This window comes from Actinosynnema sp. NPDC059797 (genome assembly GCF_042732085.1).
Lineage (GTDB): Bacteria > Actinomycetota > Actinomycetes > Mycobacteriales > Pseudonocardiaceae > Actinosynnema.
This window is the reverse complement of the sequence record NZ_JBHWIE010000028.1, coordinates 1-16,143: the sequence shown is the minus strand read 5'-3', so window position 1 is coordinate 16,143 and position 16,143 is coordinate 1. Positions and strand designations below refer to the sequence as shown.

The 16,143-nt window shown below is 74.3% G+C and carries 15 protein-coding genes; 9 read left to right on the top strand and 6 right to left on the bottom strand.

The genetic code is table 11. The features are described 5' to 3' along the window. Positions 1-56 precede the first annotated feature (56 nt). Positions 57-599, top strand: a complete 543-nt coding sequence (locus ACFV4N_RS11035) for a TetR/AcrR family transcriptional regulator (protein WP_499672323.1) — start codon at positions 57-59, stop codon at positions 597-599. Here the strand turns inward: ACFV4N_RS11035 and ACFV4N_RS11030 are convergent. The 4 genes from ACFV4N_RS11030 to ACFV4N_RS11015 form a co-directional block, all read right to left on the bottom strand. Next, positions 596-2,611: a xanthine dehydrogenase family protein molybdopterin-binding subunit gene (locus ACFV4N_RS11030; RefSeq protein ID WP_499672322.1), complete on the bottom strand. Its 2,016-nt coding sequence runs from the start codon at positions 2,609-2,611 to the stop codon at positions 596-598. The two genes, ACFV4N_RS11035 and ACFV4N_RS11030, sit on opposite strands and share 4 nt — an antisense overlap. After that, positions 2,608-3,078 (bottom strand): (2Fe-2S)-binding protein, encoded by a 471-nt coding sequence (locus tag ACFV4N_RS11025; protein WP_499672321.1) that lies wholly within the window; start codon positions 3,076-3,078, stop codon positions 2,608-2,610. The genes ACFV4N_RS11030 and ACFV4N_RS11025 overlap by 4 nt, the downstream gene beginning before the upstream one ends. Positions 3,079-3,290: 212 nt before the next feature. Next, complete coding sequence (locus ACFV4N_RS11020) at positions 3,291-3,953, bottom strand: DeoR family transcriptional regulator (protein ID WP_499672320.1); 663 nt, start codon at positions 3,951-3,953, stop codon at positions 3,291-3,293. Between the two features lie 465 nt (positions 3,954-4,418). Beyond that, positions 4,419-4,592, bottom strand: a complete 174-nt coding sequence (locus ACFV4N_RS11015) for a hypothetical protein (protein ID WP_499672319.1) — start codon at positions 4,590-4,592, stop codon at positions 4,419-4,421. A 107-nt stretch (positions 4,593-4,699) separates the two neighbouring features. Here ACFV4N_RS11015 and ACFV4N_RS11010 point away from each other — a divergent pair, with 107 nt between their 5' ends. Then, positions 4,700-5,023: a hypothetical protein gene (locus ACFV4N_RS11010; protein ID WP_499672318.1), complete on the top strand. Its 324-nt coding sequence runs from the start codon at positions 4,700-4,702 to the stop codon at positions 5,021-5,023. A 49-nt stretch (positions 5,024-5,072) separates the two neighbouring features. Here the strand turns inward: ACFV4N_RS11010 and ACFV4N_RS11005 are convergent, their stop codons facing one another. Together ACFV4N_RS11005 and ACFV4N_RS11000 are read right to left on the bottom strand one after the other, a co-directional pair. Continuing rightward, on the bottom strand, positions 5,073-5,771 hold the full coding sequence (locus ACFV4N_RS11005; protein ID WP_499672317.1) for a transglycosylase SLT domain-containing protein: 699 nt from the start codon (positions 5,769-5,771) through the stop codon (positions 5,073-5,075). Positions 5,772-6,123: 352 nt separating this feature from the next. Then, entirely contained in the window at positions 6,124-7,482 is a 1,359-nt protein-coding gene (locus ACFV4N_RS11000; RefSeq protein WP_499672316.1) for an alpha/beta hydrolase-fold protein, read from the bottom strand. Between the two features lie 148 nt (positions 7,483-7,630). On the opposite strand from ACFV4N_RS11000, the gene ACFV4N_RS10995 reads away from it, so the two are divergent. The 7 genes from ACFV4N_RS10995 to ACFV4N_RS10965 all read left to right on the top strand — a co-directional run bounded on the left by ACFV4N_RS10995 (position 7,631) and on the right by ACFV4N_RS10965 (position 16,120). Continuing rightward, on the top strand, positions 7,631-8,833 hold the full coding sequence (locus ACFV4N_RS10995) for an ROK family transcriptional regulator (RefSeq protein ID WP_499672315.1): 1,203 nt from the start codon (positions 7,631-7,633) through the stop codon (positions 8,831-8,833). A gap of 260 nt (positions 8,834-9,093) precedes the next feature. Continuing rightward, positions 9,094-10,302, top strand: coding sequence for an ROK family protein (locus ACFV4N_RS10990; RefSeq protein ID WP_499672314.1), 1,209 nt, complete (start codon positions 9,094-9,096; stop codon positions 10,300-10,302). Next, positions 10,299-11,843, top strand: coding sequence for a sugar ABC transporter ATP-binding protein (locus ACFV4N_RS10985; protein WP_499672313.1), 1,545 nt, complete (start codon positions 10,299-10,301; stop codon positions 11,841-11,843). Before ACFV4N_RS10990 ends, ACFV4N_RS10985 begins: the two co-directional genes overlap by 4 nt. A 5-nt stretch (positions 11,844-11,848) precedes the next feature. Next, positions 11,849-12,850: an ABC transporter permease gene (locus ACFV4N_RS10980; RefSeq protein WP_499672355.1), complete on the top strand. Its 1,002-nt coding sequence runs from the start codon at positions 11,849-11,851 to the stop codon at positions 12,848-12,850. 50 nt (positions 12,851-12,900) lie between these two features. After that, entirely contained in the window at positions 12,901-13,947 is a 1,047-nt protein-coding gene (locus tag ACFV4N_RS10975) for a substrate-binding domain-containing protein (RefSeq protein WP_499672312.1), read from the top strand. Between the two features lie 35 nt (positions 13,948-13,982). Beyond that, complete coding sequence (locus ACFV4N_RS10970) at positions 13,983-15,119, top strand: Gfo/Idh/MocA family protein (RefSeq protein ID WP_499672311.1); 1,137 nt, start codon at positions 13,983-13,985, stop codon at positions 15,117-15,119. After that, entirely contained in the window at positions 15,116-16,120 is a 1,005-nt protein-coding gene (locus tag ACFV4N_RS10965; RefSeq protein WP_499672310.1) for a sugar phosphate isomerase/epimerase family protein, read from the top strand. Before ACFV4N_RS10970 ends, ACFV4N_RS10965 begins: the two co-directional genes overlap by 4 nt. Positions 16,121-16,143 lie beyond the last annotated feature (23 nt).

Here is a 16,143-nt window from a genome sequence, read left to right as displayed (position 1 = left end):
ACTGACAAGATGCCTGGCCGCCGTCAATCTTGTCAATGACTAGATAGACTCGGGGCATGAGCCCGTACCACCACGGCGACCTGAGGCGCGCGGTGCTGGCCGCCGCCGTCGAGGCGATCACCGAGCACGGCCCGGCCGCGATCAGCCTGCGCGACCTGGCCCGCCGGGTCGGCGTCTCGCACGCCGGGCCGGTGCACCACTTCAAGGACAAGGCGGGGCTGCTCACCGCGCTCGCCGCCGAGGGCTTCGGGCTGCTCGCCGACGCGCTCGTGGCGGCCCGCGACGGCGGCGCGGACTTCGCCGGGATCGGCGTCGCCTACGTGCGCTTCGCCGTCGACCACCGGGCGCACTTCGAGGTGATGTTCCGCCCCGAGCTGTACCACGCCGACGACGAACCGGTGCGCGTGGCGCAGGAGCGCGCCCGCGAGGTCCTGGTCGGCGGCGCGCGGGGGACGGGCGCGGACCCGGAGGCGGCCGGCATCGCCGCGTGGTCCCTGGTGCACGGCTTCGCCACGCTGTGGAACACCGGGGCGCTGTCCCGCCCCGGCGAGGACCCCGAACGGCTCGCGCGGGCCGCCGCCCGCCTGCTGTTCGGCTAGCCGATCCCCACGCCCACCGGCATGCCGGCCACCTCGTGCCCGGACGCGGACGCCAGGGCCGCCGCGGCGGGCGGGTAGGCCAGCTCGCCGAGCCCGCCGACCGGCGCGTCCGACGGCACGACCACCACGTCGACCTCGGGCGCCCGGTCGATGCGCAGCCACGCGTAATCGCGGAACGACGACTCCACGACCCGACCGCCCCGCACGGTGACCTGCGCGCCGAACACGGTGGACATCGCGTCCATCACGCAGCCCTCCACCTGCGCCCGCACCCCGGACGGGTGCAGCACCGGGCCCACGTCGACGGCCGCGACGACGCGCCGCACCCGGCCGTCGACCTGGTCGGCGACCACGGCGCACACCGAGCCGTAGTCCTCGTGGCAGGCCACGCCGCGCCGGGCGCCGGGCGGTGTCGCGCCCGCCCGCGCCGCCGCCGCGTCGAGCACCCGCCGCAGCCGCGAGCCGGCGGGCAGCAGCCGGCGGCGCAGCTCGACCTGGTCCAGGCCGGCCCGCTGCCCCAGCGCGCTGAGGAAGACCTCCTCCGCGTACTGGAAGTGCCCGGCGTAGACCGCGCGCCAGAAACCGGTGCGGATCGGCGCGGGCCGCGTCACCAGGTCCACCTGACCCGGCACGGCGTAGGGGAACCGGTCGCCGTTGAGCTTGATGAAGTTCGGCGGCAGGAACGGCGCGACGGTCAGCGGCCAGGCGGCCACGGCGTGCGAGCGCCACGTCGGCACGCCGGAGCTGTCGACCACGGCCGACAGCCGGTGCACCGACATCGGCCGGTACGAGTCGTGCCGCGTGTCGTCGTCACGGGTCCACAGCACGGCCACCGGCGCGCCCGCGACCCGCGAGCAGGCCACCGCCTCCAGCACCGCGTCGTTGTCGAAGCGCCGGCCGAACGCGCCGCCCATCAGCGACGTCTCCACGCGCACGTCCGCCTCGGCCAGGCCGGTCCGGCGGGCCAGGTCCGCGCGCAGGCCGCCCGGGTCCTGCGTGGGCGCCCACACGGTCAACCCGGTCGCGGTCAGGTGCGCGGTGGCGTTCATCGGCTCCATCGGCGCGTGCGCGAGCAGCGGCAGCCGGTAGGTCGCCTCGAACGCGACCGGACCGGGCGCGGTCGCCGGCGCGGGCAGCGCGGCCTCCAGCTCGTCGAGCCAGACCCGGCTGTCGGCGTCCGGCGTGCCGTCGCGCCACGTCACGCGCAGCGCCTCGCGCCCGCGCAGCGCCTCCGGCGTCGACCGGGCGATCACCGCGACACCGCCCTGGCCCGCCGCGCCCGGCTCCAGGGTGGTCACCGCGACCACGCCGGGCACCGCGCGCGTCGCGGTGTCGTCCACGGCGCCCACCCGAGCGCCGATCCACCGCGGGCGCAGCACGACGGCGACCAGCGCGTCCCGCGGCCGGGTGTCGATGCCGTACCGGGCCCGGCCGGTCACCACGTCCTTCGCGTCCGCGCGCCCCACGCGGTCCTTGCCGATCAGCCGCCACCGCTCCGGCGGCAGGGGCGCGACCGGCACCGACGCCGGGTCCAGCGCCGCCGCGTCCCGCACCAGCTCCGCGTACGACAGCCGCCGCCGGCGGTGGTGCACCGCGCCGCCGCGGGCCGCGCACTCGCCGACCGGCACGCCCCAGCGCTTCGCCGCCGCGGCGACCAGCAGGCACCGCGCCGTGGCGGCGGCGGTGCGGATGGGCTCGTGGAGCTGCCGCACGGACGTCGAGCCGCCCGTGACCTGCGAACCGTACTTCGCGGTGTCGCCGGGCGCCTGCTCCACTCGCACGTCGTCCAGCTCGACCACCAGCTCCTCGGCGACCAGCAGGGCGACGACCGTGCGCACGCCCTGCCCCGAGTCCGGCTTGGGCACGGTGGCGGTGATCCGGCCGCGGCCGTCCAGCCGCACGAACACGTTCGGCGCCAGCTCCGCCGCCGGCGCGGCCGAGGCCGGGCCGGACAGCGCCACCGGCGCGGAGACGACCAGCACGCCGCCCAGGAACGCCCTCCGGTTGATCACCGCTCGCCCCGCTCCAGCCGGGCCGCGCGCCGCACGGCCGAACGGATCCTCGAATAGGTGCCGCAGCGGCACACGTTGTCCCGCAACGCCGCGTCGATCTCCGCGTCGTCGGGGTCGGGGTTGCGCGACAGCAGCGCGACCGTCGACATGATCTGCCCCGGCTGGCAGTAGCCGCACTGGGCCACGTCCAGCTCCAGCCAGGCCCGCTGCACCGGGTGGTCGCCGTCCTCGGACAGGCCCTCGATCGTGGTGATCCGCTTGCCCTGCGCGTCGGCGACGGTCGTGACGCACGGGCGCGCCGCCTCACCGTCCACAAGGGACGTGCACGCGCCGCACGCGCCGACGCCGCAGCCGTACTTGGGTCCCAGGACGCCGAGCTGCTCGCGCAGCGCCCACAGCAGCGGTGTGTCGGCCGGGACGTCCACCACGCGTCGTTCACCGTTCACGTGCAACCGGTACCGACCCACGGTGGCCTCCTCGTTGATCTCGCCGCAGGACCATCGTGGCGTTCACCGACCCATTGGGCAATGATCCGTCTCGATCGGGGGGAGCAACGGGCAACGCGGCGAAACCGGTGCGGCGAACGGCCGCGCCCCGGCGGTCCGGGAGGAGCAGGACCGGTCGTCCGGGTGGCGCGGCGGCCGGACCGGGTGGTGCGGCGGCTGTGTTCCGGGCGCGGCTAGGCCGGGTGGTGCTGCGGTGTGCGGCAGGACTCGCGGACGGTCAGGCTCGGCCACAGCGCGACGCGGTGCACCGGGCGGTCCAGCGGGTCGGCCACCCGGGCCGGCGCCAGTTGCGCCGCCGGCGCGCCGAGCCGGTGCTTGCGCGGCCGCACGGCGGTCGGCGGCGGGTCGGCGGCCGCGGCCACCTCGTCGTCGTAGGACACCACCGCCGGCCAGTCCGCCGACCCGAACGGCGGCACCTCCACCACCGGCGCGACCAGCAGCGCCTGCACGACGCGGTCGAGCAGCTTGACCACCTGCCGCCGGTCCTCCGCCGCGTGGTAGCACGAGGTGCGCAGCGCCAGCCGGCCCCCGGCCGCCCCGACCGCGGCCTGCGCGCCCTGGATGACGGCGGGCCAGTAGTGGTCCTCCGACGGCGCGACCAGGCCGACCGGCGCGTGGCCCGCCCGCGCGGCGGCCCGCGGTTCGCCGCGGCGGGGCATGGTGACCCCGCCGTGCACGCGGGCGACCAGGCCGCGGTCGGCCAACGCGGTGACGTCCCGGCGCACGGTCACCGCCGTGACGCCCAGTTGGTCGACCAGGTCCGCGAGCCGGACCGCGCCGTTCGCGCGGACCGCCGCGAGGATCAGCGCACGCCGCTGCGCCGCCGGCTTCATCATCGGTCCCGATCGACTTCGATCGTCCCTGTTCGGTCCGTTGACCTTGAGGCTGCCACGGGCTGGAGCGGGCGACACCACTCCAGCAGGGGGATCGGCGATGACGCTGCCTTCTCGACGCACCGTGCCGCGCGCGGTCGCCACTGCGCCACCCGTGGCGGCTCGTGGGAGTGCCGGGGCCACCGCCGCCGCGTGCCGGCACCCGGAGGAGTTCCCATGGTCACCCGCAGGACGCTGCTCACCGCGGCCGGCGCCGCGATCGCGGGCAGCGCGTCGACGACCACCGCGGCCCGCGTCGACGCGACGGTCGGCGTGGAACCGGAACGCCGACGCCCGGCAGCACGCCCACCACCTGGCCGTCACCGCCCGCCGCGCCCGGGACCGGTGGGGCGTCGACTTCCGCGCGGTGGACCCGTTCAACGAGCCCTCGTCGGCCCACTGGCACGCCAACGGCACGCAGGAGGGCTGTCACGTCGACGCCGGCACCCAGCGCGGCGTGCTGGCGCACCTGCGCACCGAGCTGGACCGGCAGGGCCTGTCCGGCGTGCGGATCCCGGCCTCCGACGAGACGAGCCACGACCCGGCCCGCACCACCTGGAACAGCTTCGACGCCACCGCCAGGGGCCTCGTCGACCAGGTCAACGTGCACGGCTACCAGGGCCTCAACGGTCGGCACGACCGGCGGCACCCCGGTCTCGGTCACCTCGCCGGGCCTGGTCGTCGACCCGCTCGGCCCCGACCACGGCCTGATGAACCAGGACGCGGACGGGACGTGGACCAAGCGGGAGGTGCCCGTGCCGCCGGGCAGCACGCAGCGGACCGAGCTGGTGTTCGACCGGAACGACAACGCCTACCTGGTGATGCCGCGCGGCCGGGTGGTGTCGGCCGGCCGGGCGTCGGGGTGGACCGACTGGGCGCCGGTGTTCGACCGGCCGTCGATGAACGCCTTCGGCGAGGTGAACGTGGACCTGTCGCGGGTCGCGGTGGACGGCGTGCTGTCGTTCCAGTGCCGGCAGCGCTCCGGCGGCACGACCCCGTCGCCGATCCGCGTGGCGGACCTCGGGCTGGGCTGAACCGACGGGGGCGGCGCGGTGTCGGGTCGTGCCGCCCCCCGCCGGAGCCTCAGTAGCCCTGGTAACCGGTGCCGGCGGCCATGGAGACCAGGCCCGGGTGGTTGTGGAAGCCGCCGTAGCGCGCGTAGGTGTAGCGGACGCCGGCGATGATGTTGTCCACCGGGTTGTAGATGTCGTTGTGGCCCGGCAGCGTGTACGCCCGGAAGGTGGGGTCGATGCACTGCATCAGGCCCTTGGACGGCGTGCCGCGCATGGCGTTGGAGTCCCAGGTGTTGACGGCGTTCGGGTTGCCGTTCGACTCCTTGATGATGATCGTGTAGATCTCGTCGAGGCTGCTCTCGTCGATCGCGGTACCGTTGGCGGCGAGGATGCCGATGGCCTCGCGGATCCAGCCCTCGACCTGCCGCTGCTTGGGCGGCTTGGCGGCCTCGATGGCCTCCTTGGCGGCCTTCTCCTCGGCCGCCTTGCGGGCCGCGTACCCGTCCTGGGCGACGGTGCTGGCCTGGTTGAACGCGTGGAGCGCGGCCAGTTGCTCCTGGCGGATGAAGCGGGCGGTCTCCGACCCGAGGTTGATCGCGTGGACGGTGTCCACCTTGCCGGCCCGGACGCTGGTGTCCGGCACGCCGACGAATTCCGCGCCACCCGCGACGGGGGTGAACTGGCCGGTCATCGTGGCCGCGGCGGCACCCGCGCCGCCACCCACCACGCCGACGGCCACGGCGACGCCGGCCAGGCGCTTGGGGAGCACCCGCTCCGGCTCCGCCCGGTGCGCGCCCCGGTAACCGGGAGGGGGCGGCGGGGCCGGGAACCGGAAGGTGTCCTCACTGCTGTTCTTATGTCGGGCGTGCCGTGCATGCCGAGCCAACGGTGCAGCCTCCTGCGTCGGGGAGTTCCGGCACCGGACCTGGCGGGGGATCCAGGTGGACGGGCCCGGGTTCGGGGGTGGGCCGTGTCCGTTCGGTGACAGAACCGTGATCTGCGCGCGGAAACGTAACCGTTCGTGATTTGCGGAGGCAAGGAAGGATGCGTGATGGGTGACGCGGGTCACTTAACCTAGGGGGTATCTGTCACTCTCCGTCGATCTCGACATCACGCATATCTCAGAACGGCAACGAACGCGGGTACGGGCCCGCTTCGAGGCGCGTGAACGCCGGCTCCACGACCACGTCGCCTCCGGTCAACGGGCTGCGCGTGAGGTGGAACGCCGGTCCCAGCGCCGCGGCCTCCGCGTTCATGGCCGCCGGTCCGGCCGCGGGCCACCGGCCGGTCTCGACCCGCTCGAACAGCACGCGGAACGCGGTGATCTCCTCGGCCGCGCTGAACCGGCAGTGCCCGGCCCGGTCGACCGCGTACTGGCGCAGCCGCTCGGGCTGCCGCACCCGCTCCGCGTAGGCCGTGCCGTTGGACGGCGGCAGCAGCCCGTCACCGGCGTTGTGCACCGTCAGCACCGGCCACGGCGTGCGGCCGACCGGCAGGCTCGTCCGCGCCAGGTACGCCACCGCCGCCGGATCGGGTGCGACCCGCGGCGCGGCGGCCAGCCGGTCGAGGTCCGCGGCCAGGTCGACGCCGGCCGCCGCATAGGCCTGATCGACCAGTTCCCGCTGGTCGGAGCGCCGCAGGACGCGCCGGTAGTCCACGCCCGCGTTCCAACTCGGGTTGCCGCCCGCCCACCGCTCCAGGTCGGCCCGCCCCGGTCCCGCCGCGCCCGCCCGGAAGTACCGCAGCCACACCGCGACCCAGTCCAGCCGTTCGTCCAGGGACCCGGGCCGGGGCGCGGCGGGGTCGAACCACCCCGGTACGTCGGCCAGGGCGCCCGCCAGCGCCAGCCGGGCGCGTGCCGCGGGACCACCCGCCGCGGCCGACGTCACGGCGGCCACCAGCCGGGCCTCGTTCGCCGCCGGGTCCGCCGCCCGGACCAGGTCCACGTCCACGCCGAGCAGCACCGACAGCGCGAACACCGCGTCCAGCCCGGAGTTCCAGTAGGCCGCGCCACCCGCCGTCGCGCCGCACAGCGACAGCACCCCGTGGAACCGGTCCGGGTTGCGCTCGGCCAGCACGATCGAGGTGGCCCCGCCGATCGACTCGCCCGCCGAGACCGTGCGCCGGGGCGTGCCGACCTCGCGCTCGAACCAGTCCAGCAGCCGCACCTGGTCGCGCAGCCCGTCCTCGGCCGACCAGCCGACGGGCGTGCGGAACAGGGACGCGCCCAGCGCGTACCCGCGGTCCAGCAGGTGCTGCTCGGTCTCGGGCCGGTCGGTCACGGCGATGGTGGCGGGCTCGACCCCGTACGCGCCGTGGCTCCACAGCACCAACGTGCCGTTCCACCGGCCGGGCACCACCACCCGGTACCGGGCGCCGTCGATCTCCCCCTCGTATTGGCGGACCCCGCTCGCCTCCGCCGGCGCCACCACCGACACCAGGAGGGCCAACACCGCCGACAGCACGCCGAATCTCCGCATGACGGCGTTCTACTCCCCGAACGGGCGGGATCGGGGCGTTCCGCCCCGATCCCGGACAACGTCCGGACAACACCGGGCGACGCCGGGCCCGCCCGCGGCCGCCGGCGTCTTCGCCCGTTCGCGGCCCCCCGGCCTCTAGATTGGTCCCATGAGCGCGACGGGCAGCGGCAGGCAGCCGCACGTGGTCTCCGGGCGGCAGTCGGAGCTGCTGGCCGTGCTGCGCGACGAGGGCGCGATGTCCCGGGTGGCGCTGGGCGAGCGGCTGGAGCTGCCCAGGGCGAAGCTGACCGCCGAGCTGGCCAGGCTCATCGACGTCGGCCTGGTCCAGGTCGGCGGTCCGGCGGCGAGCCGGGGCGGGCGGCGCTCCACGCTGGTGCACCTGGCCGACGACCTGCGCGTGCTGGGCGTGGACGTGGGCGCGACGTCGGTGACGGTCGCGGTCACCGACGGCCGGTGCGAGGTGCTGGAGAGCCGCAGCGAGGAGTGCGACGTGCGGGGCGGCCCGGCGCAGGTGCTCAGCCGCGTGGTCGAGCTGGCCGACGTCGTCTACGCCAAGGCCCCGGGCCGCCTGATCGGCGCGGGCATCGGGCTGCCCGGCCCGGTGAGCTTCCGCGACGGCATGCCCGTGGCGCCGCCGATCATGCCCGGCTGGGACCGCTACCCGGTGCGCGACGAGCTGGCCGGCCGGTGGGGCTGCCCGGTGACGGTCGACAACGACGTCAACGCCATGGCGCTGGGGGAGCGGCACGCGGGCGTGGCGCGGTCGCTGGAGGACCTGATCTTCGTCAAGGTCGGCACGGGCATCGGGTGCGGCATCGTGCTCGGCGGGCGCGTCTACCGGGGCGTGGCGGGCACGGCGGGCGACATCGGGCACATCCGGCTGGACGACTTCGGGCCGGCGTGCGCCTGCGGTGAGGTCGGGTGCCTGGAGGCGTACTTCGGCGGCGCGGCCCTGGCGCGGGACGCGGCCACGCTGGCCCGCAGCGGCCGGTCGCCGGCGCTGGCCGACGCGCTGCGCGACCGGGGTTCGCTGACCGCGGCGGACGTCGGCGCGGCGGCCGCGGCGGGCGACTTCGCGGCGGCCAACCTGGTCCGCGAGGGCGGCAGGAGGCTGGGGCACGTGGTGGCGTCGCTGGTCAGCTTCCTGAACCCGGGGATGGTGGTGATCGGCGGCGGCGTGTCCCGGCTGGGGCACTCGCTGCTGGCCGAGGTGCGCAGCGCCGTGTACCGGCGGTCCCTGCCCCTGGCGACGGGCAACCTGCCGATCGTGCTGTCCGAGCTGGGCGACCTGGCCGGCGTGACCGGCGCCGCGTGGTCCGCCACGGACCGCGCCTTCTCCGCGGCGGGCTGACACCCGCAGACCTCCGATGTCCGACCCGTGGGCCGCAGCCGGCCCACGGGTCGACAGCGTGTCCGGAACCGCTCGCCGACGGTTACCGACGCACCCTCGCTTCTGTCTTGATCGAGCCAACTTTTGCAACGAACAGACAAAAGTCTGCCCGACTTCTTGTCAGGCTGCCCGATCTACTGTCAGGATCTGCCGCAACTCACGCTCGAACGTGAGCTGGACCACCTCCTTTGATCGGCTCCCTCGACGAAGTCGGAGACGTGATGCTGGCGCAGACCGAGACCAGGCGCGAGGCCAACCTCGCCCTCCTCGTGCGCACGCTCCGCGCCCACGGCCCCGTCTCCCGCGCCCAGCTCGCCGCGAGGTCGGGTCTTTCCAAGGCGACGCTGTCACCGCTGCTGGCCGACCTCGACCACCGCGGCCTCACCGAGACGGCGGGCACCACGACCACCCAGGGCCGCCCCGGCGGCCTGGTCCGGCTCCGCCCCGGCGCGGTCTGCGGCATCGGCCTCGACATCCGGCCGGGCAGCCTGGGCGCGACCGTCACCGACCTGACCGGCGAGGTCCAGCTGCGCCGCCGGCGGACCTGCGACACCACCGCCCCCGAGCACGCCCTCGACCAGCTCGCCGACCTGGCCCGCCGGGCGCTGGACGACGTCGCGGACGCCGGCTGGACCGGTGTCACCGTCGCCGTGCCCGGCCGCGCCGACCACCGCGCCGGCACCGTCACCGCCACCCCGCTGCGCTGGCGCGACGTGGCCGTGGTCGACGGGCTCGCCGCCCGCACCGGCCTGCCGATCACCCGCCTCGACGTGGACAACGAGGCCCACCTCGCGGCCCGCGCCGAGCACGACGCGGACCCCGTCGACGACCTCGTCTTCCTCAACGGCGACCACGAGGTGGAAGCGGGCGTGATCGCCAACGGCGCCCTGGTGCGCGGCGCGGACAACCGCGCGGGCGGCATCGGCCACATGGTCCTCGACCACTTCGGCCCCCACTGCGGCTGCGGCCGGCGCGGCTGCTGGAACACCCAGGTGGGCCTGGACGCGTTCCTGCACGCGTGCGCGCCGCGGCACGACCAGGTGCACGACCCGCACCTGTCCCGGGGCGAGCGCATGTGCCTCGTCCGCACCCGCGCCGAACGCGGCGACGCGCGCACCGTCGACGCCCTGCACCGCACGGCCGCGCACCTGGCCACCGGCCTGTCCGTGCTGACCGCCCTGCTCAACCCGCGGCGCGTCGTGCTCGGCGGCTACTTCGCCGCCCTCCAGGACTGGCTGGTCGCGCCGCAGCGCCAGGAGGGCACCGCGATCACCGCGTCCGCGCTCGGCTTCACCGCGGGCGCGCGGGGCGCGGCCCTGTCCGCGCTGCGCCGCGTCCTCGACGACCCGACCGTGGTGCCCGTGAGGGCGAACGGCGGACCTGGCGGCGTCGACCACGAAGGCACCCGACAGGGAGGCACCCCCGCATGACGTTGCTCAGGATGACGGGCATCGGCAAGTCCTTCCCCGGCGTCCGCGCCCTCGACGGCGTGGACCTGGAGGTCGCCGAGGGCGAGGTGCACTGCCTGCTCGGCCAGAACGGCGCGGGCAAATCGACCCTGATCAAGGTGTTGTCGGGCGCCCACCAGCCCGACCAGGGCGAGATCACCTGGCGCGGCGAACCCACGACCCTGCCCTCGCCGGTGGCCGCGCTGCGGCTCGGGGTGGCCACCATGTACCAGGAGCTGGACCTCGTGCCCGGCATCTCGGTCGCGGAGAACGTCCTGCTCGGGCACGAGCCCCACCGGTTCGGCTTCACCAGCGGCCGCGCGGCGCGGCGGCGGACCCGCGCGCTCATGGCCCGCCTCGGCCACCCCGAGATCGACCCCGACCGCGAGGTCGGCGCCCTGTCGGCCGCCGGGCAGCAGCTCGTGTCCATGGCCCGCGCGCTCGCCCACGACGCCCGGCTGATCGTGATGGACGAGCCCACCGCCGCCCTGGCCGCCGACGAGGTCGACAACCTCTTCCGCATCGTCGCCGAGCTGACCGCCGACGGCGTGGCCGTGCTCTACATCTCCCACCGGCTGGAGGAGATCCGCCGCATCGGCAGCCGGGTCACCGTCCTCAAGGACGGCCGCACGGTCGCCGCCAACCTGGCCGCCGACACCCCGACCTCCGACCTGGTCGACGTCATGTCGGGCCGCGAGGTGGACACCGTCTTCCCGCACCGCGACGTGTCCACAGTGGACACATCGCGGGAGGTGCTGACCGTCGAAGGGCTGACGCGTGAGGGCGAGTTCCGCGACATCACCTTCCACGTCCACGCGGGCGAGGTGCTGGGCATCGCGGGCCTGGTCGGCGCGGGCCGCAGCGAGATCCTGGAAACCGTGTTCGGCGCCCGCAAACCCGACGCGGGCGTGGTGAAGGTCGACGGCAGGCCGGTGAAGCCGGGCAGCGTGCCCGCCGCCGTGCGCGCCGGCATCGGCCTGGCGCCCGAGGAGCGCAAGGCCCAGGGGCTGCTGCTGGACCTCAGCGTGGCGCACAACGTCACCCTCTCCAGCCTCCCCGCCTACAGCACCGCCGGGTTCGTCGACCGCGACCGGGAGCTGCGCGACTCGCGCGCCACCCTGGAGCGCCTCGACCTGCGCCCCGCCGACCCCCGCCGGCTGGTGTCCGAGTTCTCCGGCGGCAACCAGCAGAAGGCGGTGGTGGCGCGCTGGCTGGTCCGCGGCTGCCGGGTGCTGCTGCTGGACGAGCCGACGCGCGGCGTCGACGTGGGCGCGCGCGCCGAGCTGTACCGGGTCGTCCACGAGCTGGCGGCCTCCGGCGTGGCCGTGGTCCTCGTCTCCAGCGAGGTCGCCGAGGTGCTCGGCCTGGCCGACCGGGTGCTGGTGCTGCGCGACGGCGAGGTCGTCGCGGACCGGCCGGCCGGCGAGCTCACCGAATCGGCCGTGCTGGACATCGTGCTGGCGGGCAGTGCCCTCACCGAGAGCGCCGCGACTCAGGGCGCCGTGACCGAGGAGGTCCAGTGACCGAACTGAGGGTCCTCGACCCGAAATCCGCACCACCCCGGGAGGGGCCCGAGCGACGGCGAGCCCTGGACCTGCGGCTGACCGGCCTGGTGGGCGTGCTGGTGGTGCTGTGCGCCGTCGGGTACGCCACCCGGCCCGACAGCTTCCTCACCGAGGCCAACATCTCCACCATGCTGCGCCTGGCCGCCGCCATCGGCGTGGTCAGCGTCGGCATGACGTTCGTGATCATCAGCGGCGGCATCGACCTGTCCGTCGGGTCGATCGTGGCGCTGTCGAGCGTGTGGATGACCACCGTCGCCACCCAGTCCTACGGGCCGGTCGTGATGGTGCTGTGCGCGCTGCTGGTGGGCCTGGGCTGCGGCCTGGTCAACGGCGTGCTCATCTCCTACGGGAAGATAGTGCCGTTCATCGCCACCCTGGCCATGTACGCCTCCGCCAAGGGCCTGGCCGAACGCCTCTCCGGCCGCCGCACCCAGGTGGTCACCGAGAGCGGGTTCACCACGTTCTTCCGCGGCGACCTGCTGGGCGTGCCGGTGCTGATCTGGCTGCTGGCGGCGGTGTTCGCGATCGGCTGGGTCGTGCTCAACCGCACCACGTTCGGGCGCCGCACGTTCGCCGTCGGCGGCAACGCCGAGGCCGCCCGCCTGGCCGGCATCGACGTCAAGCGGCACACCGCCCTCGTGTACGGCATCGCGGGCCTGTGCTGCGGCATCGCCGCCCTCATGGTCGTCGCCCGCACCACCTCCGGCGCCTCGACCAACGGCATGTTCTACGAGCTGGACGCCATCGCCGCGGTCGTCATCGGCGGCACCCTGCTCACCGGCGGTCGCGGCTCGCTGATCGGCACGCTCATCGGCGTCCTCATCTTCACCGTGGTGGGCAACATCTTCACCCAGAACAACCTCGACACCGACATCCAGAACATCGCCAAGGGCGTGATCATCGTCGCCGCGGTGCTCCTCCAGCGCACCACCTCCGCACGCCGCCGGGGCGCACGCACCACCTGACGCCACACCCGTCCCCCTCGCCACCCGTCACCTCGCCCGGGAGTATCGCCATGCCCTCACTCGACCGTCGCCGCTTCCTCTGGGGAACGACCGCCGTCGGCACCGCCGCCCTGCTGGCCGGCTGCACGTCCAACGAGACCGGCAACACCGTGCCCGACGCCGTCGCCGCCGGCTCCGGCGAGAACGGCCAACCCGGCAAGGCGGTGACCATCGGCTTCTCCGCGCCCGCCGCCGACCACGGCTGGATGGCCGCGATGACCAAGAACGCGCGGGCGCAGGCCGAGCGGTTCTCCGACGTGACGTTCAAGGCCACCGAGGGCACCAACGACGTCAACCAGCAGATCAGCCAGGTCGAGACGCTCATCAACGACAAGGTCGACGTGCTGGTGGTCCTGCCGTTCGACGGCAAGGCGCTCACCGAGGTCGGCCGCCAGGCCATGGACGCGGGCATCCCCGTCATCAACGTCGACCGCGTCTTCGACACCCCGCTCGCCTACCGGACGTGGATCGGCGGCGACAACTACCGCATGGGCGTCAACGCGGGCGAGTTCATCGCCTCCCAGATGAAGGCCAAGAACATCGCCAACCCCGTCATCGGCGAGGTCGCCGGCATCGACTCCCTGCCGCTGACCCAGGAACGCAGCCAGGGCTTCAAGGACGCCCTCGCGCGCAGCGGCTTCCAGGTCGGCCCGCGCGTGTCCGCGCAGTTCACCTCCGAGTCCGGCGAGCAGCAGACCGCCAACCTGCTCCAGTCCGCGACCAGGCTCGACGCCCTGTGGAACCACGACGACGACCAGGGCATCGGCGTCATGGCCGCCATCGACAGCGCCGGGCGCGACGAGTTCGTCATGGTCGGCGGCGCCGGCTCGCGCAACATGATGGACCTGATCAAGGCCGACAGCGGCGTCATGAAGGCGACCGTGCTCTACAGCCCGTCGATGGCGTCCTCGGCCATCGCGCTGGCCCGCCTGCTCGGCCAGGCCAAGGGCATCGGCGACCTCGCCGAGCACGACATCCCCGCGTCGATCACCACCTACTCCGCCGTGGTGACCAAGGAGAACGTCGACCAGTACCTGGACGTCGGCTTCGACTCCTGATTTCCCCACCCCTGCTGTCGCGGAAAGGCTGCTTGATGACGGAAGAGATCGGCGTGGGCATGGTCGGCCACGCGTTCATGGGCGCGGTGCACTCGCAGGCCTGGCGCAACGTCCACCGGTTCTTCGACGTGCCCCTGGCGCCGCGGCTGGCCGCGATCGGCGGGCGCGACGCGGCGCGCACCAAGGAGGCCGCCGCCAAGTACGGCTGGGCCGCCGCCGAGACCGACTGGCGCGCGCTCGTCGACCGGGACGACGTCCACCTCGTCGACATCTGCACGCCCGGCGACACGCACGCCGAGATCGCCATCGCCGCGCTGGCCGCCGGCAAGCACGTGCTGTGCGAGAAGCCGCTGGCCAACACGGTCGAGGAAGCCGAGGCGATGACCGCCGCCGCCGAGGAGGCCGCCCGGCGCGGCGTCCGGTCGATGGTGGCGTTCAACTACCGGCGCGTGCCCGCCCTCGCCCTGGCCCGGAAGCTCGTCGCGGACGGGCGCCTCGGCGACGTCCGGCACGTGCGCGCCGTCTACCTCCAGGACTGGCTGTCCGACCCCGAGGCCCCGATGACCTGGCGGCTGCGGCGCGAGAAGGCGGGCTCCGGCGCGCTCGGCGACCTGGGCGCCCACATCGTCGACGCCGCCCAGTTCGTCACCGGGTCGCTGATCACCGGCGTGAGCGCCACCCTGGAGACGTTCGTGCCCGAGCGCCCGGACGGCGACGGCCGCGCCGCCGTGACCGTCGACGACGCGGCGGTGTTCCTGGCGCGCTTCTCCTCCGGCGCCCTCGGCACGTTCGAGGCCACCCGGTACGCCCTGGGCCGCAAGAACGCCATGCGGCTGGAGGTCAACGGCAGCCGCGGCAGCCTGGCGTTCGACTTCGAGTCCATGAACGAGCTGTCGGTGTTCGAGGCCGACGGCCCCGACGCCGGCTTCCGCCGCGTCCTCGTCACCGAACCCGACCACCCGTACGTGGGAGCGTGGTGGCCGCCCGGCCACCTCCTCGGCTACGAGCACACGTTCACCCACGAGGCCGCCGACTTCCTCACCGCCATCGGCGAGGGCGTCGACCCCGCGCCGAGCTTCGCCGACGGCCTGCGCGTGCAGCGGGTGCTGGCCGCCGTGGAGGAGAGCGCCGGACAACAGTCCACCTGGACCGAGATCGGAGGGACCCGATGAGCCGACCCGTCACGCTGTTCACCGGCCAGTGGGCCGACCTGCCGTTCGAGGAGGTGTGCCGGCTCGCTGCCGGCTGGGGCTACGACGGCCTGGAGATCGCCTGCTCCGGCGACCACTTCGAGGTGGACAAGGCCCTGGCGGACGACGGCTACGTCACCGCCAAGCGCGAGGTGCTCGACAAGTACGGCCTCCGGGTGTGGACGATCTCCAACCACCTCGTCGGCCAGGCGGTGTGCGACGACCCGATCGACTTCCGGCACCAGGCGATCCTGCCCGCGCGGATCTGGGGCGACGGCGAGCCCGAGGGCGTGCGGCAGCGGGCGGCGGCGGAGCTGGCCGACACCGCCCGCGCGGCCGCCCGCCTGGGCGTCGACACCGTCGTCGGGTTCACCGGGTCGTCGACGTGGAAGTACGTGGCGATGTTCCCGCCCGTGCCGCAGTCGGTGATCGACGAGGGGTACGCCGACTTCGCGCGGCGCTGGAACCCGATCCTCGACGTGTTCGACGAGGTGGGCGTGAGGTTCGCGCACGAAGTTCACCCGTCCGAGATCGCCTACGACTACTGGACGACGAAGCGGGCGCTGGAGGCGGTGGGCAACCGCCCCGCGTTCGGCCTGAACTGGGACCCGTCGCACTTCATCTGGCAGGACCTCGACCCGGTCGGCTTCATCCTCGACTTCGCCGACCGGATCTACCACGTGGACTGCAAGGACACGAAGAAGCGCTTCGACGGCCGCAACGGCAGGCTCGGCTCGCACCTGGCGTGGGCCGACCCGAGGCGGGGCTGGGACTTCGTGTCGACCGGGCACGGTGACGTGCCGTGGGAGGAGTGCTTCCGCGCGCTGAACGCGATCGGGTACCGGGGGCCGATCTCGGTGGAGTGGGAGGACGCGGGGATGGACCGGTTGCGCGGGGCGGAGGAGGCGGTCGGCTTCATCCGGCGACACCTGTTCGACCCGCCGGCCGCGTCTTTCGACGCCGCGTTCAGCACGGAGAAGTAGCCGGGCGGGCGGCGTCCCGTGCC